This window comes from Corynebacterium efficiens YS-314 (assembly GCF_000011305.1).
GTDB classification, from domain to species: Bacteria; Actinomycetota; Actinomycetes; order Mycobacteriales; family Mycobacteriaceae; genus Corynebacterium; species Corynebacterium efficiens.
Genome location: NC_004369.1, coordinates 1,713,211 through 1,734,353, shown reverse-complemented (window position 1 = coordinate 1,734,353; position 21,143 = coordinate 1,713,211). Strand labels below are relative to the sequence as shown.

17 protein-coding genes, 2 tRNA genes and 2 pseudogenes are annotated in these 21,143 nt (G+C 65.0%); 14 read left to right on the top strand and 7 right to left on the bottom strand.

Features of this window, described 5'->3' with window-relative positions:
* Nucleotides 1-12: 12 nt before the first annotated feature.
* From CE_RS08220 to CE_RS08210, 3 genes are all read right to left on the bottom strand, one after another.
* Nucleotides 13-645 carry a GNAT family N-acetyltransferase gene (locus CE_RS08220; RefSeq protein ID WP_173362569.1) on the bottom strand — a complete coding sequence of 211 codons (633 nt, stop codon included), beginning with the start codon at nt 643-645 and terminating at the stop codon, nt 13-15.
* Nucleotides 646-752: 107 nt separating this feature from the next.
* Nucleotides 753-838 (bottom strand) — tRNA-Leu (locus CE_RS08215).
* A gap of 102 nt (nt 839-940) precedes the next feature.
* A tRNA-Leu gene (locus tag CE_RS08210) sits at nt 941-1,026 on the bottom strand.
* Between the two features lie 168 nt (nt 1,027-1,194).
* On the opposite strand from CE_RS08210, the gene CE_RS15735 reads away from it, so the two are divergent.
* The 5 genes and pseudogenes from CE_RS15735 to CE_RS08190 all read left to right on the top strand — a co-directional run bounded on the left by CE_RS15735 (nt 1,195) and on the right by CE_RS08190 (nt 5,708).
* Nucleotides 1,195-2,853 (top strand): ABC transporter transmembrane domain-containing protein, encoded by a 1,659-nt coding sequence (locus CE_RS15735; protein WP_006767647.1) that lies wholly within the window; start codon nt 1,195-1,197, stop codon nt 2,851-2,853.
* Nucleotides 2,854-2,933: 80 nt separating this feature from the next.
* A pseudogene (locus tag CE_RS15850) lies at nt 2,934-3,569 on the top strand (ABC transporter transmembrane domain-containing protein); the annotation flags it as partial.
* Nucleotides 3,570-3,985: 416 nt separating this feature from the next.
* Nucleotides 3,986-4,688, top strand: a pseudogene (locus CE_RS15845) (ATP-binding cassette domain-containing protein); the annotation flags it as partial.
* A gap of 44 nt (nt 4,689-4,732) precedes the next feature.
* The gene (locus CE_RS08195; protein ID WP_006767645.1) at nt 4,733-5,266 is read left to right on the top strand and encodes a YbhB/YbcL family Raf kinase inhibitor-like protein; all 534 of its coding nucleotides are present in this window, start codon (nt 4,733-4,735) and stop codon (nt 5,264-5,266) included.
* A 16-nt stretch (nt 5,267-5,282) separates the two neighbouring features.
* Nucleotides 5,283-5,708, top strand: coding sequence for a hypothetical protein (locus tag CE_RS08190; protein WP_011075548.1), 426 nt, complete (start codon nt 5,283-5,285; stop codon nt 5,706-5,708).
* Nucleotides 5,709-5,791: 83 nt separating this feature from the next.
* Here CE_RS08190 and CE_RS08185 read toward each other — a convergent pair whose 3' ends face one another.
* Genes CE_RS08185 through CE_RS08175 form a run of 3 tightly spaced genes read right to left on the bottom strand, consistent with a single transcriptional unit; the run spans nt 5,792 to nt 8,970 of the window.
* Complete coding sequence (locus CE_RS08185) at nt 5,792-6,925, bottom strand: quinone-dependent dihydroorotate dehydrogenase (protein ID WP_006767643.1); 1,134 nt, start codon at nt 6,923-6,925, stop codon at nt 5,792-5,794.
* Between the two features lie 46 nt (nt 6,926-6,971).
* Nucleotides 6,972-7,988 carry a hypothetical protein gene (locus tag CE_RS08180; protein WP_006767642.1) on the bottom strand — a complete coding sequence of 339 codons (1,017 nt, stop codon included), beginning with the start codon at nt 7,986-7,988 and terminating at the stop codon, nt 6,972-6,974.
* Nucleotides 7,989-8,031: 43 nt separating this feature from the next.
* Complete coding sequence (locus tag CE_RS08175) at nt 8,032-8,970, bottom strand: aldo/keto reductase (RefSeq protein WP_035108813.1); 939 nt, start codon at nt 8,968-8,970, stop codon at nt 8,032-8,034.
* Nucleotides 8,971-9,082: 112 nt separating this feature from the next.
* On the opposite strand from CE_RS08175, the gene CE_RS08170 reads away from it, so the two are divergent.
* The 8 genes from CE_RS08170 to aspA all read left to right on the top strand — a co-directional run bounded on the left by CE_RS08170 (nt 9,083) and on the right by aspA (nt 19,308).
* Nucleotides 9,083-9,907 (top strand): undecaprenyl-diphosphate phosphatase, encoded by an 825-nt coding sequence (locus tag CE_RS08170; protein WP_006767640.1) that lies wholly within the window; start codon nt 9,083-9,085, stop codon nt 9,905-9,907.
* A gap of 186 nt (nt 9,908-10,093) precedes the next feature.
* Nucleotides 10,094-11,386: a cysteine--1-D-myo-inosityl 2-amino-2-deoxy-alpha-D-glucopyranoside ligase gene (mshC, locus tag CE_RS08165; protein ID WP_006767639.1), complete on the top strand. Its 1,293-nt coding sequence runs from the start codon at nt 10,094-10,096 to the stop codon at nt 11,384-11,386.
* Nucleotides 11,387-11,409: 23 nt separating this feature from the next.
* Complete coding sequence (locus CE_RS08160) at nt 11,410-11,790, top strand: hypothetical protein (RefSeq protein ID WP_006767638.1); 381 nt, start codon at nt 11,410-11,412, stop codon at nt 11,788-11,790.
* 168 nt (nt 11,791-11,958) lie between these two features.
* On the top strand, nt 11,959-15,600 hold the full coding sequence (gene metH / locus CE_RS08155; protein ID WP_006767637.1) for a methionine synthase: 3,642 nt from the start codon (nt 11,959-11,961) through the stop codon (nt 15,598-15,600).
* A 45-nt stretch (nt 15,601-15,645) separates the two neighbouring features.
* Nucleotides 15,646-16,341: an HAD family hydrolase gene (locus tag CE_RS08150; RefSeq protein WP_006767636.1), complete on the top strand. Its 696-nt coding sequence runs from the start codon at nt 15,646-15,648 to the stop codon at nt 16,339-16,341.
* Nucleotides 16,342-16,388: 47 nt separating this feature from the next.
* On the top strand, nt 16,389-16,664 hold the full coding sequence (locus tag CE_RS08145) for a phosphoribosyl-ATP diphosphatase (protein WP_006767635.1): 276 nt from the start codon (nt 16,389-16,391) through the stop codon (nt 16,662-16,664).
* Nucleotides 16,665-16,679: 15 nt separating this feature from the next.
* Complete coding sequence (gene hisG / locus CE_RS08140; protein ID WP_006767634.1) at nt 16,680-17,525, top strand: ATP phosphoribosyltransferase; 846 nt, start codon at nt 16,680-16,682, stop codon at nt 17,523-17,525.
* A gap of 166 nt (nt 17,526-17,691) precedes the next feature.
* Nucleotides 17,692-19,308 (top strand): aspartate ammonia-lyase, encoded by a 1,617-nt coding sequence (gene aspA / locus CE_RS08135; protein ID WP_006767633.1) that lies wholly within the window; start codon nt 17,692-17,694, stop codon nt 19,306-19,308.
* A 1-nt stretch (nt 19,309) separates the two neighbouring features.
* On the opposite strand, the gene CE_RS08130 is transcribed toward aspA, so the two are convergent.
* On the bottom strand, nt 19,310-19,795 hold the full coding sequence (locus tag CE_RS08130) for a MarR family winged helix-turn-helix transcriptional regulator (RefSeq protein WP_006767632.1): 486 nt from the start codon (nt 19,793-19,795) through the stop codon (nt 19,310-19,312).
* A gap of 89 nt (nt 19,796-19,884) precedes the next feature.
* Between CE_RS08130 and CE_RS08125 the strand changes: the two genes are divergently transcribed.
* Complete coding sequence (locus CE_RS08125) at nt 19,885-21,135, top strand: MFS transporter (protein WP_006767631.1); 1,251 nt, start codon at nt 19,885-19,887, stop codon at nt 21,133-21,135.
* Nucleotides 21,136-21,143: the final 8 nt, after the last annotated feature.

Sequence of the window (21,143 nt, the reverse complement as noted above, 5' to 3'; positions counted from 1 at the left end):
GGCGGATTTTTCCTAGCGGGGCATGGTCGGGGGACGCCACATGGCGAACTCCGAGGGGAGATCATCATTGTCGGGCAGGTACCCCAGGGGCACGAACCCATGGCGGTGGTACAGCTGCGCCGAGCGGGTCGAGGTGGCCTCCAGATAGATCGCCTCCTCGCCGGCGCGGGCGATGCCGTGGGTGAGCAGGGCGGTGCCCACTCCGGTTCCGCGAGCCTGGGGGACCGAGGCGATGGTGTAGAGGTACCAGTGGGGGAATTTCGGGTGCATGCGTGCGGAACGGAACCCCTGGGCCAGGAACTGCGGGGTGCGTGCCCCGAACAAGGCGACCAGGCGGGGGAGTAGGCGGGCCTCATCCAGGGCACCGTGATCGGAATCCGGGGCGTCCCACAGGGCCACGCCGACGATGTCACCGGACTCATCCAGGGCGACATCCACGGTGTTCGCAGTGGCGTACCGGGTCTGCAGCTGGAGTTCGAACAGACCCCGCAGCAGGCGGTTCCCGGGGTCAGGCTGGGGAATCCAGCGCAGGAAACCGGGATCACCGGCGAAGGTGTGGACGAGGATGTCTGTGATCACCGGGAATTCCAAGGGGTGAGCTGTTCTGACGGTGATGCCGGGGGTGGTGGGGCCTGGTGTGCTCATGTCATCCACCATAGAGCAGGGGGAAACGTGGCCGGAAGGGTACCCGGGAATGCAGCAAGGCCCCGATCCTGTCGATCGGGGCCTTGCTGTTGTTCACTCTCAATGAGTGCCCAGAGGGGGACTTGAACCCCCACGTCCGTTAATAGGACACTAGCACCTCAAGCTAGCGCGTCTGCCATTCCGCCACCTGGGCTGGGTGTAAAACAATGACACCGGGAAGCACCCCGGCATCAGGCAAGAAATAAGACCCCGACCTGTGGATCAGGGCCTTAAAGGATTACTGTTTGAAACAGTGTGCCCGAGGGGGGACTTGAACCCCCACGTCCGTTAATAGGACACTAGCACCTCAAGCTAGCGCGTCTGCCATTCCGCCACCCGGGCTGGGTGTTATGGGCGTAATCGCCCTTGGCACGAGATAAACAATAACCCCAATCCCGACCAGAAGACAAATCCCCAGTTCACACCGAGTATCGGGGGCAGGAAAATTATACCTGTGTGAGTTTGGTCAGGTGTGAAGGACACCCGGGGGATTCGGGTACTTTTAGCATCATGGCAACCACGTTCCGCAGGATGCGTACCTGGTCGTGGTTCGTCCCCGAGTCCCCGACCGATGAAACGCCCCTCCTGCCCCGAGTCACCGGTTCCACCACCCGAGCCGCCACCTGGTCCCTGCTGTGGGCACTGCCCGTGGGCACCTGGGTGATGGTGCTGGGCCTGTTGATCTCCAGTGCTGTCAACGCGGCAGTGTCCCTGATCGTCGGACGTGGTACCGACTGGGCCTTCAATGACGCCGCGGGGCAGCTGTGGCCCGTGGTCGCGGTGGGGGCGGCGATCGTGGGGTGTCTGTGGTTGATCTATATCCTGCAGGCCACCTCCGATGCGCTGACCGACCTCACCTCCGCCCGGGTGGTGCACACCCTGCGGCTGGAACTGTCCCGGATGCTGCTGACCACCCCGCGCAACACCCTGTCGCCCGGCGCGGTCCTCAACACCGTGGACCAGGATTCCGTGCAGGTGGGGGCCCTGAAGAACATCCTCAACTTCCCCGTCGGCATGGTGGGCTTCCTCCTCGGCTCCACGATCGCCATCGCGCCGATCTCCCCGCTGATCGCCGTGCTGCTGGTGTGCGGGGGACTGTCCACGGCATTGGCGTCCTATCTGACCTCGGGGCCGCTGACGAGGATCTCGGCGAGGCGTCGCAAAGCGGAGGCCGCCTCCATCGCGATCGCCACGGACGTCGCGCAGGGATCGCGGGTGGTCAAGGGACTCGGCGCGGTCGAGCACACCGAACGCCGCTTCGGTGCGGCCGCCGACGCGGCCCTGGATGTCATGCTGCGGGAGGCACGCATGCAGGCGGGCCTGAACTTCCTGCGACAGTTCGTGCCCGCCGCCTGGTCCATCGGGCTGCTCGGTTATGCGGCCGTCCTGGCCTTCCGTGGTGAGATCACACCCGGACAGATGATCTCAGTGACCCTGCTCGTCCCGCCGTCACTGACGGTGCTGGGCATCTCCCTCGGTGTGCTCACCGAGCTGTGGGCCCGTGGGCAGGCCTCCACCCGGCGCGTGCAGCACCTGGCGGGTGAGCTTGTCGACGCCTCCCTGGCACCCACCCCGGGAGCACCCCGGTGGGAGATCGACGCCGGTCTCACGGTGTGGAATCCGCGCAGCGCCGGGGACCGCCAGCTGGTGGATGAGGAACTGCAGCGCTGGCAGCACCAGCCCGGGGTGGTGGTAGCACCGCACCGGGTCAGCGTGTTCGAAGGATCCCTGGCAGACAACGTCAACCCGCTGGGCACCGTGCCGGCTGCACACCTGCGGGAGTCGCTCCGGGCAGCCAGCTGCCGGGACATCCTGCGCCGACTCGGGGGTGCGCTCCCGGACGGGGAGGGCACGGACCTCGTCCTGCCGGAGACCCCGATCGGTGAGGCGGGACTCAACCTCTCCGGCGGGCAACGTCAACGCATCGCCCTGGCCAGGTTCCTGGCAGCCGACCCACCCGTGCTCATCCTCGATGAGCCCACCACCGGCCTGGACTCGGTCACCCTCGACCAGGTCGCGCGCCGGGTGGCGGGTTTGAGGTCCCGGCCCGGCTACCGGACGGTGGTGATCACCTCCAACCCCACCTGGCGGGGCGTGGCGGACCGTGTGGTGGAGGAGTTCGGCGGGGACCAACCGACCCGCACCCCGGAGAAGGAGAGCGGACAGTGAGCGACGTGAACAGGACAACCGGCCTGGATGACCGGGTGGCCGATGTGCTCGAACCGGCCACCGTGCGCGAATCCGGCCGCATGCTGGGCACCCTCCCCTCACATCCCACCGCCGGATGGTTCACCGCCTTCCTGCTGGTTGCGGTGATCACCGTGACCGCCATGGTGGGTACCTCGAACCTGCTGGGTTATTCCGTCAACATCATCAACGGTGACACCCTACCGGTCATCGGTGGTGGATCCAGGGCCATGATCTGGCTGCTGGGGATCGTCGGCCTGGCGATCCTCACCGAGACCGCCGGACGGTCGATCACCCAGTACCTCATCAACTCCCGCACCCGCCGGTTGTCGGTGGATCTGCGCAAGGCCGCCCTGTCCTCGGCGCTGCGCGCACCGGTGCCGGATATCATGCAGCTGGGCACCGGCAATGTGATCAGCCGCATCACCCAGGACATCGACAACACGGTGCGCATCATTGCGATGACCGGCGTGCGCGTGGTGGTCACCGCCCTGATCTTCCCCCTGTCCATCCTGTCCCTGGTGCTCATCCACTGGTCCTACCTCCTGATCTTCGCGGGCATCATCCTCATCCTCATCCCGGGGGTCAGGGGAGCGGTCCGCGTGATCCCGCAGGCCACCAATGTGGTCTCCAGCACCGAGGCCCGGCGCAACAACCTTCTGCTGGACACCATCCGAGGTATCGGGACACTCCGGGTGCTGGGGCTTGCCGACTGGGCACTCGGGCGGATGCGTCGGGCGTCCTGGACCTCGGTACAGGCCACCGCCGACCGTGTCCCGATCTTCACCCGGATCCTTCTTCTGGGATCCATCGCCTATGGTCTGCTGCTCGTGGGTTCGTTCAGCCTGGGGGCGTATCTCGTGGCCGAGGATGTCCTCGCCGCGGGTGCCGCCACCGCCGCCGTGTTTGTGGTGGTGCGCATGGAGGTGCATGTGTTCAACGTCCTGATGTTCGCCTCCGAGATCCAGAGCGCGGTCACCTCCCTGGGACGTGCCGTCTCCCTGGCCACCCTGTCCAACCGGGCCCCCTCCGCACCGGAACCCGATGACCTGTCGGGTGCCCCGGAGGTGAGAGTGGAGAATCTCACCTACTCCTACCCGGGTGGGGCTGCGGTGCTGGAAGATCTCAACCTCACGCTCGCGCCGGGCACCACGACAGCTCTGGTGGGTACCTCCGGTGCCGGAAAATCAACCCTGGCCGGTCTCATCGCCGGTCTGCAACGCCCCGATTCCGGCCGGGTCACCGTCGACGGGGTGGACACCGCCACGGTGTCCGACACCTGGACCACCCGCCAGATCACCCTCATCAGCCAGGAGGTGCACCTGTTCTCCGGTACCCTGCGGGAGGATCTCTCCATGGCAGCCGCCGGTGCCGAAGACACGGAACTGGAGCAGGCACTGGCCGCGGTGGGACTGGAACGGGGCAGCCCTGCCTATGTCCGGTGGTTTCCCGAGGGGTTGGACACCATGATCGGTGCCGGCGCGGAGGAACTGTCACCGGAGATCCAACAGCAGATCTCCCTGGCGCGCATCGTGCTGCGGGACCCGCCCGTGCTGATCATGGACGAGGCCACCAGTGAGGCCGGCAGCGACAACGCCCGCATGCTGGAAACCGCCGCCACCCGGATCGCCCGAGGCCGCACCTCACTGGTGGTGGCGCACCGTCTGGACCAGGCGGTGGTCGCCGACAGGATCATCGTCATGGAGGATGGGGAGATCGTCGAGGACGGCACCCACGCGGACCTCGTGGCCCGCGGTGGCCGGTACGCACGACTGTTTGAACGATGGAGTGAGGGTGCTAATTCACAGCAGGGGTGACCAGGTGACTGCGCCCACAGGGGTTTTCGGGTAGTAGTGGGGATATGAGTGATTACAATGATCCCCGTTTCCCCGGCCCCGATCCCTACGCACCCCTGGGTGACGTCCCCAGCTTCCCGTTGACCTCCACGGATCTCACCAACGGCGACAAGCTCAAGGAACCCCAGCTCGGTGGTAATAACGTCTCACCGCAGCTGTCGTGGTCCGACCTGCCGGAGGGTACCAAGTCCCTGGCGGTCACCTGCTTCGACCCCGATGCCCCGACCGCCTCCGGCTACTGGCACTGGGCTGCGTTCAACATTCCGGTCAGTGTCACCGAGCTGCCCACCGGCGCCGGCGATGAGACCCTCGGCGGTATCGACGGTGTGGTCTCCCTCAAGGGCGATTCCGGTCTACGTGGTTACTACGGGGCGCAGCCACCGGAGGGCCACGGACCCCACCGTTACCTCTTCGCCGTGCACGCCGTGGACGTGGAAAAGCTCGATATTGACCCCGATTCCACCCCCACCGTCCTTGGATTCAACCTCTATTTCCACACTCTGGGGCGATCCGTGCTGTGGGGTTGGTACGAGAACTAGTAGGGTAAGTCACATTATGAGCGCAGCATCAGGTAAATCAAGGCTTAAATTGGACATGGACAACCGCATGGCCTGGCGGAAGGTTCCTGCGGGAATCCGCATCGGCGGTGCCTTCGTGGCACTCGGGGCGGTCATGATCGTCTTCGGTGTCATCGAATTGTTCAGCGGCGGTCTGCTCCAGCCCTTCGCCGTGACGCCACGATTCCTGGTGATTCTCCTGGCGGCCGCCATCCTCGGTGGTTTCGCCACGGTGAGCAAATATGAAAACAGCTCCCGCCTGCAGGTCATCGCCCTGGCTGTGGCCGTCATCCTGGTCTTCGCCAGCCGCGCGCTGCCCAATGACCCCATCATGCTGATCGAGCAGTTCTGGCTCAGCCTGTGGGCCGTGACCGCCATCATCTGCGGTCTGATCATCCGCCGTTCCCTGATGCCGAAGGCGTAACCGCCGCGCAACATCCAGCAGGGGCGTCATCCGATGACACCGGTCATCGGATAACGCCCCTGTTTCACTGTGGTGGACAAGGCCTACACGGCACTGTCCTTCCAGGGCAGACCGGATCCGACCGCCTCGGAGATGTTCGACAACCCGTGCGCCTTGACCTGCTCCGCCAGACCGAGGTGGATGTCCCGGATCCAGTCCGGGCCTCCGTAGATGAAACCGGTGTACCCCTGCAGCAGGGTGGCGCCGGCGGCGATCCGCTCCCAGGCCTGCTCCGGGGTGCTGATGCCACCGACACCGATGAGCACCAGCTGGTCACCGACCCGGGCATGGAGACGCCGCAGGACCTCCAGTGCGCGCTCCGCCACCGGGGGACCGGAGATGCCACCGGCACCCATCTCCGCGACCTCATGGGCGGGGGTCACCAGACCCTCACGGGAGATGGTGGTGTTGGTGGCCACGATACCGGCCAGACCCAGCTCCACCGCCAGATCAGCCACGGCGTCGACATCCTCATCCGACAGATCCGGGGCGATTTTCACCAGGACGGGCACCGAGGTGGACTCCTGCACGGCTGCCAGGATCGGACGCAGGGACTCCACCGCCTGCAGATCCCGCAGGCCCGGGGTGTTGGGGGAGGAGACATTCACCACCAGGTAATCGGCCAGATCACCCAGCAGTGAGGCCGAGCGCCGGTAGTCATCCACCGCCTGCTCGGCGGGCACCACCTTCGTCTTGCCGATGTTGATACCGATGACATCCCGGGACTTACGGCGCCGCAGATTGTCAGCGACATCCGCAGCACCCGCGTTGTTGAAACCCATGCGGTTGAGAATGGCCCTATCGGCCGGCAGACGGAACAGACGCGGGGTGGGGTTACCCGCCTGCGGGGAGGCGGTGACCGTGCCCAGCTCCGCATAACCGAACCCCAGGGCGGTCCACGTGTCGGCGGCGGTGGCGTTCTTGTCGAACCCCGCGGCCAGACCCAGCGGACGGGGGAAGGTCACACCGAAGACCTCCTGGGACAACACCGGGTCATTGACCCCGATGACCCGGCCCATGGCACGGTTGACCGGGGTGGCCATCTGGAGCACACCCAGACCATCGGCGATGATGCCGTGGATACGCTCGGGACGCAGGGTGAACATGGCCTTCAGGCTCGCATCGTAGACCTTCTTACGGATCGTACGTGCGGTACCGGCAGGGGAGGACGAACTCATGGGAAACGACTTTCTACTGGGATCGGGGGAATGATCAGGCGGGGGCTCATGCGGGGGACTCGATGACCTGCAGGCCATCACCGGAGGCGGAGGCCACCACGAGGGTGCCGTCCTCGAGCACCACCACATTGCGGGCATCGGCGACGGTGTCCAGACGGCGCTGCTCCTCAGGTACACCCTCGGAGATCCGGTAACCGGTCAACTGATTATCCGACAGGGTGGTGATCCACGCCAGATCATTCGCCGCATCCCACGCCACCCCCCACGGATCATCCCCGACCGGGGCGGTCATGTGCAGACGGATGATGTCATCGGCGTTGTAGATGGCGATCTGACCACCTATATTGTCCGAGACCACCAGCAGCCCGTCCTCACCGCCGGCCATCTGACCCACACCGAGTCCCACGCGCAGGGTCGCGCCGGGCCGGTCGTTGGGGTAGTCGATGTCCTGGATGGTGGTGGCACCGTTCCAGATGCGTACCACGGCGTCGTGGCGGTCCTCGACCGGTACGGCGATCATCTCGGTGCCGGGGTCCTGCACATCGAAGGTCACCGGTTCCTGTCCATCCCGGTAGACGGTGACATCCTCATCCACGTCATTGCCGGTAATGAGGATCCCATCGCTGGTCAGGGCAGCCACGGTGGTCGGAGTCTCGGTTGCCCGCAGGTCATCGAGGTCCGGGTCGGTCGCATCGATGATGAAGGCACCCTGTTCGCAGGCGAGTACGAACCGGTCACCGGTGGCGGTGAGATCACCGCAGCCGGCATCCACCTCCAGGGTCGTCTCGGTCCCGGCCTCGAAATCGGACACGGTACCGATGGCCAGGGTGTCCTCCGTACGCACACCCAGGATGTCCCCGTCGGCGACCTCCAGGTCGGTGATGGCGGCGGTGTACCCGATGACGGTGCCCGCGGGATTATCCGCCGGTGGGGAGGCAACCGGGGTGGCACCGCCCATGTCCGGGGTGTCCGGGATGTTCTGGGAACACCCGGCGAGCAACGCGGTGGTGGCCACCAGCGACGTAACCAGCAGGGGACGGTGGGCACGGGAACGGAGGCGCATATTCACAATGTGTCAGATTACCAGCCTGGCCGGACGGTCCCGGTTACAGGGAGACATCCTCCAGCGCCTTGATGATCGGGGCGGGGAGAACAACCTCCTCCACCCGCAGCAACTGCTGCAGCTGCTCCGGTGTCCTGGCCCCCACGATCACCGAGGTGACCCCGGGGCGGTCCCGCACCCAGGTGGTGGCGGTGACGGCGGGACTCAGCCCCAGGCCCCGGGCGGCGGTGTCGAGGGCATCGACGATGGTGTGCGCCCTGGAGTCGAGGTACCCCTGCATCTCGGCGTCACGCCCGGAGGACGCAGCACGGGAATCCGGTGGGATCTGGGATCGGTATTTGGCGGTGAGCACCCCCTGGCCGAGTGGGGCACCGGCGAAGAAACCCACCCCCAGGTGTTGGGTGGCCGGCAGCAATTCCTCCTCGGGGCGGCGTACCAGCAGGCTGTATTCACTCTGGGCCACCACGATGGGCCGTGCCGCCGCGGCGGCATGGTGGGATGCGGCGTGTGTGACCGCCAGCTGCCAGCCGGAGTACCCGCGCACCCCGGCGTAGCGGACCCGGCCGGTGCGCACGGCGTAGTCGAGGGTGTCGGCGACCTCATGGGGTGGGGTGCGGTCATCCCAGTACCCCACGGACCACAGATCCAGGTATTCCGTGCCGAGCGAGGCCAGGGTCGCATCCAGTTGCGCGATGAGGGAGCGACGGGAACAGTCCACCCGCCGCCCGATGGGCAGGTGGGGGTTGACACCGGCGGAGGAGGAGATCACCAGATCCGGTCGGGGCGTGTGGGTGCGCAGCAATTCCCCCAGCATCTGCTCGGCTGCGCCGGTGGCGTAGGTGGGGGAGACATCGATCAGGGTGCCACCGGCGGTGAGGAAATCGGTGAGCATCGCGCCTGCCTCGGGTAATTCGGTACCCAGCCCCCAGGTTGAGGTGCCCAGCCCCATGCGTGTCACACGCAGACCACTCGTTCCCACCATTCGCTGTTTCACGCCAACAACACTACTTCGGCCCGGCGGTAGTAGGGTTTACCGGGTGAATGAACAGACCTACCTTCTAGCATCCGCGGTGGAACCGGTCGCAGCTGAGAACATGAGTTGGACGCAGACGCTTGTCCTCTCGGTGGTCCAGGGACTCACCGAATTCCTCCCCATCAGCTCCTCGGGCCATCTCCGCATCATCTCCGAACTGTTCTGGGGTGCCGACGCCGGCGCCTCGTTCACGGCGGTGGTCCAGCTCGGCACCGAGGCGGCCGTCCTGGTGTACTTCGCCAGGGAGATCTGGCAGATCCTCACCGGCTGGTTCGCCGGGGTGTTCAATAAGGATCGCCGTGGGCGCGACTACAAGATGGGCTGGATGATCATCGTGGCCACCATCCCCGTGGTGGTGCTCGGTGTCCTGGGCAAGGACCTCATCCGTGACGCCCTGCGCAACATGTGGATCACCGCCACGGTGCTGGTGTTGTTCTCCTTCGTGTTCATCCTCGCGGAGAAGGTCGGCAAGAAGGACCGCGGCTATGATGAGCTCAATATGAGGGATGCCCTGGTGATGGGTTTCGCCCAGTGCCTCGCCTTGATCCCGGGTGTGTCCCGTTCCGGTGGCACCATCTCCGCGGGTCTGTTCATGGGGCTCAACCGTGAGGTCGCCGCGAAGTTCTCCTTCCTGCTGGCCATCCCGGCGGTGCTCGGTTCCGGCCTGTACTCCCTGCCGGACGCCTTCGATCCGTCCACCGGGCAGGCGGCCTCGGGGCTCCAGTTGACCATCGGTACGCTGGTGGCCTTCCTCGTTGGTTATGCCTCCATCGCCTGGCTGATGAAATTCGTGGCCAACCACTCCTTCTCCTGGTTTGCCGCCTACCGCATCCCGGCCGGTCTGCTTGTCATGCTGCTGCTCTGGCTGGGGTACCTCAACCCCTAGAAAGCTGCTTGTCGACGCCCCACCCCGCAGGTCCCTCACCGGGAGCTGCGGGGTTTTTCGTCGACAAGCAGGGTGGGAATAACGACCCGCCCGGGGATGTTATGGGTGGCGGACGCGCGACGGCGCGCATGATGAAAACACGACCTCAACAATCCCTTACCGTGGAAAGTAGCTAGAGTTAGATCCATGCATTCTTGGCCCACCCCCGACATCCCCGCCCTGGACGGCACACCCGTGCCCCTGGCGCTCTACGACACCGCAGATCAACAGGTCAAACCCGTGGAGGTGCCGCCCAGTGGATCCGGAACCCCGGTGGGCATGTACGTCTGCGGGATCACCCCGTATGACTCCACACACCTGGGGCATGCGGCAACCTACCTCGCCTTCGACCTGATCTACCGCGTGCTGCTGGACAATGATCACCAGGTGCATTACGTCCAGAACATCACCGATGTGGATGACCCGCTGTTCGAACGCGCCGAGCGTGACGGCGTGGACTGGCGGGAGCTGGGCACCAGCCAGATCGACCTCTTCCGCAAGGACATGGAGACCCTGGCGGTGATCCCACCGAAGGATTACATCGGCGCGATCGAATCCATCGACGAGGTCATTGAGATGGTGTCCACCCTCTTGGAGGAGGGTGCGGCCTACGTCGTCGACGACCCGGAGTACCCGGATGTCTACGCCTCGATCAACGCCACCGAGAACTTCGGTTATGAATCCAACTACGATGCTGCCACCATGGCGGAGCTGTTCGCCGAACGCGGCGGGGACCCCGACCGCCCCGGCAAGCGCAACCCCATGGATGCACTGCTGTGGCGTGCCGCGCGCGAGGGTGAACCCAGCTGGGAATCCCCCTTCGGCCCCGGCCGCCCCGGCTGGCACATCGAGTGTTCCGCCATCGCCACCAACCGTCTCGGCCACAGCTTCGACATCCAGGGGGGCGGATCGGATCTGATGTTCCCCCACCACGAGTTCTCCGCCGCTCACGCCGAGGCCGCCCACGGGGTGGAGCGCATGGCCAAACACTATGTGCACGCCGGCATGATCTCCCAGGATGGGGTGAAGATGTCGAAGTCGCTGGGCAACCTTGAATTCGTGCACCGTCTCACCGCCGCCGGGCACGAACCGGGGGCCATCCGTCTCGGTGTCTACGCACACCACTACCGCGGTGACCGCGACTGGAGTGATGAGATCCTGGCGGCGGCGGAGGCGCGCCTGGCCCTGTGGCGCAGCGCCATCACCGTGGCCACCGATGTCCAGGCGGCGGTGGATGCCGTGGCCCAGCTGCGCACCCACCTCTCCAATGACCTGGACACCCCTGCCGCCCTCGCCGCCGTGGACGCCTGGGCTGAGGCGGCACTCAAGGACACCGGGAATGTGTCCGACACCGCCGATCAGTTCGACACCCCGGAGTTCACCCCGGCCGGTCGCATCCTCGCCGCCGCCGTGGATGCGCTGCTGGGAGTGCGTCTCTGAGTGTTTTCAGGAACAATGAACGCATGAGCATTCGCGCAACCTTTCAGCCCACCGTCAACGACTTCATCGCCAACCTGGAGGAATTCGCCACCGGTTCCTATCTCAAGGACGATGAGAAGGAATTCTGGGATGCCCCCTTCGATGTGAAGGCGCTGCCGGAACTCCGCGTCATCCTGGAGAACTACCTGGATTCCCTGGATGCCATGGGCAAGGGCCCTGAGCAGGATGTCCTCAACGCCGCTGCTCAGCACACCCTCGATGAGCTGGAGAAGTTCAACACCAAATACCACGGGGCCGTCATTGAGCCGGAGGAGAAGGAGGAACTCTCCGTGATCCTCTTCGACGCCGCGAAGCTGACCGAGGCCGATGACCTCTCGCTGGCCAGCTTCCCCGAGTTCGACTAGGACAAGCCCGTACCCCGGTCGCAGGGAGGTACCCCATCGTGGGGTTCCTCCCTTCCGCTGTTTCCTCCCCCGGTACGACACAGGGGAGTACCGGACGTGAATAAAAATCGGGTGTGATCAGGGGGGAAAATTCGGTAAACCCGGCAGCCGTACTAAGCTGTCTACCTAATGTCTGATACAGCTACCTCCTCCGCATTCCTTGACGCTCTGCGCAGCCACGTACTCATCGGCGATGGCGCCATGGGTACCCAGTTGCAGGCCTTCGACCTCGACGTGGAAGATGACTTCCTCGGCCTTGAAGGCTGTAATGAGATCCTCAACCACACCCGACCCGACGTCCTGCGTCAGATCCACCGCGCCTACTTCGAGGCCGGTGCCGATCTGGTGGAGACGAACACCTTCGGTTGTAACCTGCCGAACCTGGCCGACTATGACATCGCCGACCGCTGCCGCGAGCTGGCCTACAAGGGCACGGCCGTGGCACGTGAGGTCGCCGATGAGATGGGTCCGGGCAGGAACGGCATGCGCCGCTTCGTCGTGGGTTCCCTCGGACCGGGCACCAAGCTGCCCTCCCTCGGACACGCCCCCTACGGTGACCTGCGCGGCCACTACAAGGAAGCCGCCCTCGGCATCATCGAGGGTGGCGGTGATGCCTTCCTCATCGAGACCGCACAGGACCTCCTGCAGGTCAAGGCCGCCGTCCACGGTGTCCAGGACGCCATGACCGAACTCGGTGTCACCCTGCCGATCATCTGCCACGTCACCGTGGAAACCACCGGCACCATGCTCATGGGTTCCGAGATCGGTGCCGCACTGACCGCCCTGGAGCCACTGGGCATCGACATGATCGGCCTGAACTGTGCCACCGGCCCGGCCGAGATGAGCGAGCACCTGCGCTACCTGTCCAAGCACGCCTCCATCCCGGTCTCCGTCATGCCGAACGCCGGCCTGCCGGTGCTGGGCAAGAACGGTGCCGAATACCCCCTGACCGCCGAGGAGCTCGCCGAGGCCCTGCGCGGTTTCGTCACCGACTACGGACTGTCCATGGTCGGTGGCTGCTGTGGCACCACCCCCGAACACATCCGTGCCGTGCGTGATGCGGTGGTCGGTGTGCCGGAGGGGGAGACCTCCGCACTGGAATCCGTGCCGGTCGGACCCGTCGAGCGCGCCGAGCGTGAGATCGAGGTCGAGGACGCCGTGGCCTCGCTCTACACCTCCGTCCCGCTGAGCCAGGGCACCGGCATCACCATGATCGGTGAGCGTACCAACGCCAACGGCTCCCGCGCCTTCCGCGAGGCCATGCTCGCCGGCGACTGGGAGAAGTGCGTCGACATCGCCAAGCAGCAGACCCGCGACGGCGCCCACATGCTCGACCTCTGTGTCGACTACGTGGGCCGCGACGGCCGTGAGGACATGGCCACCCTGGCCTCCCTGCTGGCCACCAGCTCCACCCTGCCGATCATGCTGGACTCCACCGAACCGGAGGTCATCCGAGTTGGCCTGGAGCACCTGGGTGGGCGCAGCATCGTCAACTCCGTCAACTTCGAGGACGGTGACGGTCCGGAATCCCGCTACCGTCGCATCATGGCGATGGTCCAGCAGCACGGCGCCGCCGTGGTCGCCCTCACCATCGACGAGGAGGGGCAGGCACGTACCGCCGAGCACAAGATCCGCATCGCCGAGCGCCTCATCGAGGACATCACCGGCACCTACGGGCTGAAGGAGTCCGACATCATCGTCGACTGCCTCACCTTCCCGATCTCCACCGGCCAGGAGGAGACCCGTCGCGACGGCATCGAGACCATCGAGGCCATCCGGGAGCTGAAGAAGCGCCACCCGGAGGTGCACACCACCCTGGGCCTGTCCAACATCTCCTTCGGACTCAACCCGGCGGCCCGCCAGGTACTCAATTCCGTCTTCCTGCACGAGTGCATCCAGGTCGGCCTGGATTCCGCCATCGCCCACAGCTCCAAGATCCTGCCGATGAACCGCATCGACGAACGCCAGCGCGAGGTCGCACTCGACATGGTCTATGACCGTCGCGCCGAGGGCTATGACCCGCTCCAGGAGTTCATGCAGCTGTTCGAGGGTGTCTCCGCAGCCGATGCCAAGGACGCCCGCGCGGAGGCACTGGCGGCCATGCCGCTGTTCGAGCGGCTCGCCCAGCGCATCATCGACGGCGACAAGAACGGTCTGGAGGAGGATCTCGAGGCCGGCATGAAGGAGAAGAAGCCGATCGAGATCATCAATGAGGACCTGCTCAACGGCATGAAGACCGTCGGTGAGCTCTTCGGCTCCGGTCAGATGCAGCTGCCGTTCGTGCTCCAGTCCGCGGAAACCATGAAAACGGCCGTGGCCTACCTCGAACCATTCATGGAGGACGAGGCCGAGGCCACCGGTGAGGCCCGGGCGGAGAGCAAGGGCCGCATCGTGCTGGCCACCGTCAAGGGCGATGTCCACGACATCGGCAAGAACCTGGTGGACATCATCATGTCCAACAACGGATATGACGTGGTCAACCTCGGCATCAAACAGCCCATCTCGGCGATGTTGGAGGCCGCGGAGAAGCACAACGCGGATGCCATCGGCATGTCCGGTCTGCTGGTGAAGTCCACCGTGGTGATGAAGGACAACCTGGAGGAGATGAACGCCGCCAAGGCGTCTCACTACCCGGTGATGCTCGGTGGTGCCGCCCTGACCCGCACCTATGTGGAAAACGACCTGGCCGAGGTCTACCAGGGCGATGTCTACTACGCCCGCGATGCCTTCGAGGGGCTCAGCCTCATGGATGAGCTCATGGCGGAGCAGAGGGGAGAGGGCGCGGATCCCGATTCCCCGGAGGCCATCGAGGCCGCCCGGAAGAAGGAGGAACGTCGCGCGCGCAATGAGCGCTCGAAGCGGATCGCCGCGGAGCGCAAGGCCAAGGCCGAGCCGGTGGAGGTGCCGGAGCGTTCCGACGTGGCCACCGACACCCCCGTCGCCACGCCTCCGTTCTGGGGCACCCGGATCGTCAAGGGTCTGGCCCTGGCGGAGTACCTGCCCACCCTGGATGAGCGCGCACTGTTCATGGGTCAGTGGGGACTGAAGGCCACCCGTGGTGGCGAGGGCCCCTCCTATGAGGAGCTGGTGGAAACCGAGGGACGCCCGCGGTTCCGGTACTGGATCGACCGCCTCAAGGCGGAGGGCATCCTCGACCACACCGCGATTGTCTACGGTTACTTCCCGGCCGTGTCAGAGGGTGATGACGTGGTCATCCTCGAATCCCCGGAACCGGACGCCCCGGAGCGGATGCGTTTTTCCTTCCCCCGCCAGCAGCGTGGCCGTTTCCTGTGCATCGCGGATTTCATCCGCCCCCGGGAGCAGGCCATCGCCGAGGGACAGGTGGATGTGTTCCCCTTCCAGCTGGTGACCATGGGTGATCCGATCGCGCAGTTCGCCAACAAGCTGTTCGCCGCCAATGAGTACCGCGACTACCTCGAGGTCCACGGCCTGGGTGTTCAGCTCACCGAGGCCATCGCCGAGTACTGGCATGCGCGTATCCGTTCCGAGCTGCAGCTGACCACTGGCGGTACCGCCGCGGATGATGACGCCGAGGACAAGAAGAAATTCTTCGACCTGGACTACCGCGGTGCGCGTTTCTCCTTCGGTTATGGGTCCTGCCCGGACCTGGAGGACCGCATCAAGATGGTGGAGCTGCTGCAGCCGGAGCGCATCGGTGTGGAGCTGTCCGAGGAGCTGCAGCTGCACCCGGAGCAGTCCACGGATGCCTTCGTGCTCTACCACCCGGAGGCGAAGTACTTCAACGTCTAAACCCCTGGTATTGCGGTTTGGTCCATTCCCATTAGGGTTGTTTGCATGATCAAGGCAATCTTCTGGGACATGGACGGCACGATGGTGGACACGGAGCCGCAGTGGGGGGTGGCCACCTATGAGCTCAGTGAGCTCATGGGTCGGCGGATCACCCCGGAGATCCGTGAGTCGACCATCGGCGGCAGCATGCCGCGCACCATCCGCATCTGCGCTGCGCACGCCGGCATCGAGGTCACCGGGGAGGACTACGAGCGGTACCGTCGCTTCATGCTCGGCCGTGTCGCCGAGCTTTTCGACGAGGCACTCGTCCCGAATCCCGGCGTGATCCCCCTGCTTGCGCAGCTCAGGGGGCTGGGCGTGCCCATGCTGGTAACCACCAATACGGAACGTTCCCTGGCGCAGGGCTGCATCGAGGCCGTCGGTGCGGGGTACTTCGTGGATTCCATCACCGGTGATGAGGTGGACAATCCCAAACCGGCCCCCGACATGTACCTCGAGGCCGCCCACAGGGTGGGATTACCCCCATCCGAGTGTCTCGTTTTCGAGGATTCCTACAACGGCATGACCGCCGCGGTGGAGGCCGGGTGCCGGGTCATCGGCCTGCACCCGGAGACCCTCACCCCGCCGGCCGGTGTGGTCGCCCTCCGTGACCTGCACGGACGCAATAACTTCGAGGGGGTCACCGCCGAGCTGGTGGGATCCTGGTACGCCGGTATCGAACCGGTGGGCGTACGAAACTAGGGTGCCCGGAACCCGCCCCAACACAACAACCGCACGATCGGTATGTAATGATGTACTGCGTGAAGACATTTGACTCGCTGTACGAAGAACTTCTTGACCGCGCCCAGAACCGCCCTGAGGGTTCCGGAACCGTAGCCGCCTTGGATAAAGGTGTCCATCATATCGGCAAGAAGGTCATCGAGGAGGCCGGCGAGGTCTGGATCGCGGCGGAATACCAGTCCGATGAGGAACTGGCCGAGGAGATCTCCCAGTTGATGTACTGGACCCAGGTCATGATGGTTGCTCGGGGCATCAAGCCCGAAGATGTCTACAAGAACCTGTAGGAGAAGACACCACCCATGCTGAAAATCGCTGTGCCCAACAAGGGCTCCCTGTCCGAGCGTGCCATGGAGATCCTCAACGAGGCCGGTTACGCCGGGCGTGGGGACTCCAAGTCCCTCAATGTCCTCGACTCCGCCAATGATGTTGAGTTCTTCTACCTGCGTCCCAAGGACATCGCCATCTATGTCGCCGGCGGGCAGCTGGACCTGGGTATCACCGGTAGGGATCTCGCCGCGGATTCCCGCGCCGATGTCCATGAGGTGCTCTCCCTCGGTTTCGGTTCCTCGACCTTCCGTTACGCCGCACCGGCGGGGCAGGGTTGGAGCATCGAGAAGCTGGAGGGCAAGCGCATCGCCACCTCCTACCCGAACCTGGTCCGCGATGACCTGGCCGCCCGCGGTATCACCGCCGAGGTGATCCGTCTCGACGGTGCCGTGGAGATCTCCATCAAGCTCGGTGTCGCCGACGCCATCGCCGATGTTGTCTCCACCGGCCGTACCCTGCGCCAGCAGGGCCTGGAGCCCTTCGGTGAGTCCCTGTGCACCTCCGAGGCCGTCATCGTCGGTCGCCGTGACGAGGAGATCACCCCCGCGCAGCGGGTGCTGCTCAGCCGCATCCAGGGCATCCTGCACGCGCAGAACTACCTCATGCTCGACTACAACGTCGACCGCGACCGGCTCGACGAGGCCAGCGCCGTCACCCCGGGCATCTCCGGCCCCACCGTGTCCCCGCTGGCCCGTGAGAACTGGGTCGCCGTGCGCGCCATGGTTCCGCTGAAGTCCGCGAACGCCACCATGGACAAGCTGGCCAGCATCGGGGCCGAGGCCATCCTCGCCTCCGAGATCCGCATCGCGCGTATCTGATGCGTCTCTGATACATCTCTGACACGTCCTGCTCACAGGGGCCGTCACCTGGGAATTCACCCTCCCTGGTGGCGGCCCCTGAGTTGGTCCGCCCCCCGGGATTAAGGGTACGTATGATTGCCACTAGGCAGTTTCGTGTATCAATTTCACCCGTGAGAGGCGCACTATGTCGAACGAGGATAAGAAGGTGTCCGAGGACACGTCCAGCGAGCAGGCGGAGCAGGTGGACCAGACGGACCAGACCGGAAACCCGGAGGATTCCGCGGTGGACGGGGAGGCCCTGGTGACCACCACGGAGACCACCTCCACCGGTGAGAAGACCGCGGCGGCGAAGGCCGCGGAAAACCGCAGGAAGATCAAGAGGAATTTCCGTGTGGAATCCGACCTGCTGGGGGAGATGGAGATCCCGGCCGATGCCTACTACGGTGTCCACACCCTGCGTGCCGTGGAGAACTTCCAGATCTCACGCACCACCATCAACCACGTCCCGGAGTTCATCCGCGGCATGGTGCAGGTGAAGAAGGCCGCCGCCCTGGCCAACCGCCGCCTGCACACCCTGCCCGCCGACAAGGCCAAGGCGATCATCTGGGCCTGTGATCAGATCCTCGTCGAGGGCCGCTGCATGGACCAGTTCCCGATCGACGTGTTCCAGGGCGGGGCGGGCACCAGCACCAACATGAACACCAATGAGGTGGTGGCCAACCTGGCGCTGGAGTACATGGGGTACGAGAAGGGACGCTACGACATCCTGCACCCCATGGATGACGTGAACATGTCCCAGTCCACCAATGATGCCTATCCCACGGGTTTCCGACTCGGCATCTATGCTGCGATGACCAACCTCATCGCGGAGATCGAACAGCTCCAGGTCGCCTTCCGGGAGAAGGGCAATGAGTTCATCGACATCATCAAGATGGGCCGCACCCAGCTCCAGGATGCGGTGCCGATGAGCCTGGGTGAGGAGTTCCAGGCCTTCGCCGCGAACCTGGCCGAGGAACAGTCCGTGCTGCGCGCCTCCATGGACCGTCTCCTCGAGGTCAACCTCGGTGCCACCGCCATCGGTACCGGCGTGAACACCCCGGCCGGATACCGGCACCAGGTGGTCGCCTCCCTCTCCGAGGTCACCGGCCTGGAGATCAAATCCGCCCGTGATCTCATCGAGGCCACCTCGGACACCGGTGCCTACGTCCTGGCGCATTCCGCGGTCAAGCGTGCAGCCATGAAACTGTCCAAGATCTGCAACGATCTGCGCCTGCTGTCCTCCGGCCCGCGCGCCGGACTCAACGAGATCAACCTCCCGCCGCGTCAGGCCGGATCCTCCATCATGCCGGCGAAGGTCAACCCGGTCATCCCCGAGGTGGTCAACCAGGTCTGCTTCAAGGTCTTCGGCAATGACCTCACCGTGGCCATGGCCGCCGAGGCCGGTCAGCTGCAGCTCAATGTGATGGAACCGGTCATCGGGGAGTCGCTGTTCCAGTCGATCCGTATCCTGGGCAATGCGAGCAAGACCCTGCGGGAGAAGTGCGTGGTGGGCATCACCGCGAATGCGGATGTCTGCCGGTCCTATGTGGAGAACTCCATCGGCATCATCACCTACCTCAACCCGTTTTTGGGCCATGACATCGGTGATGCCATCGGTAAGGAGGCCGCGGAGACGGGCCGGTCCGTCCGGGAGCTGATCCTGGAGAAGAACCTCATGGATGCGGCGACCCTGGATACCGTGTTGTCCAAGGAGAACCTGATGCACCCGATCTTCCGGGGCAAGCTGTACCTGGATCAGTAGGTCAGTGGCTCTCGTCCCGGCCGGTGGGGTAGGGGCGGGGCCACGTGGAGCCCCGGAGGCTTTCCAGGTCCTGGTTGAATCTGATCAGCAGCGTCAGGAAGGTCTCCAGCTCCGCCGGGTCCCAGGATTCGGTGATCTGCCGGGACAGCTGGTCACGGTTGTCGAATTCCTCGCGCAGCCGTGCCAGCCCCTCCGGGGTGGGTCGGTGTTTGCGTGCCTGACCGCCGTCGGGGTCGGGGATCCGTTCGATGAGACCGGCCTTCATGGCCGCGGCCACCTGGCGGTGGATGGTGGAGATGTCCAGGTCCAGGGCGTCGGCAAGCTCGCTCACGCTCATCGGCCCCTCCACGTCGAGGCGGGAGAGCAGGAGGGTGGCGCTGCGGTCGAGACTCCAGTCCCGCCCATGCGGTGCGGCGTTGTACAGGGCGTAGCGCGATGAGAGCATGTGTTCGTAGGAGAGCTTCGAATACGGGCTGAACTCCGCCAAGAATGATCCTTCCGTGGGTGTGCAGGGCTGCTGACCGCCATGCAATTTGTATCATACAATTGCATGATACAATACCCTAATCACCAGGCATGATGCCGCCCGGAACAGCACGAGAACAACAGCACGCGAACAGGAGATCGTCCTTGTCAGCACCCACGACTGAGGTCACGAGCCGGAAAACGGCCACCCAACCCAGGCTCTTCACCCCCACCTTCGCCCTGGGCTGGTTGGTCAACTTCCTGTTCTTCCTGGTCTTCTACTACCTGATCACGGTCATGGCCCTCTATGCCGTCAGGGAGTTCGCGGCCTCGGACCTCGCCGGTGGCTTCGCCTCCAGTTCCTTCGTAGTCGGTGCCACCATCGCGCGACTGTTCGCCGGGTACGTGGTGGACCGTTTCGGACGCCGCCGGATCCTGCTCATCTCCGCGGTCCTGGCCGTCCTCGCCTCCTCGTTGTACCTGGTGGCTGATTCGCTGGTGTTCCTCATCGCGGTGAGGATGCTGCACGGCCTGGCCTTCAGCCTGGCCAGCACCTCGGTCATGGCGCTGGTCCAGTCGGTCATCCCGGCGGTGCGGCGCGCGGAGGGCACCGGGTACCTCGCCCTGACCACCACGCTCGCCGCCGCCGTCGGGCCGGCGCTGGCACTGCTGCTTGTCGACGCCTACAACTACGACGTGCTCTTCTGGGTTGCCCTCGCCACCTCGGTGGTGTCCCTCCTGGTGGCACTCTTCCTCAGGGACCCCGCAGGTGACGGTGGCAACACCTCCATCAGGTGGAGCCTGAAAACCGTGGCGCACCCGGCGGTGTTCCCGATTGCAATGTTCATGCTGATCATCGCCCTGTGTTATGCCGGTGTGCTCACCTATATCAATCCCTATGCCGAGGAGCGGGGACTGATCACCGGTGCGGCCTTCTTCTTCATCGCCTACGCGGCGGCGATGCTGCTCACCCGCCCCTTCCTGGGCAGGATCCAGGACCGGCACGGGCCGACCCCGGTGGTGGTCTTCGGTCTGATCTGGATGGCCGTGGCACTGGTCATCCTCGCCGTGGCTGAGACGGACTGGCTGGTGATCCTGGCGGGTGTGTGCACCGGGCTGGGGTACGGCACCCTCATGCCGGCCGCCCAGGCGATGTCGGTGCGGGCTGTGGCCCCGCATCAGCTGGGTACCGCGCTGTCCACCCTGTTCCTGTTCGTCGACCTCGGATTCGGTCTCGGGCCGATCCTGCTCGGCGTGGTCCTCGGCTGGGTGGGTTATGGCACCCTCTATCTCATCCTGTCCGGCGGTGTGGTGGTGGCGGGCTGCTACTACCTGGCCATCCGGTTGTGGGCGCGCCGGTAACCGGGCAG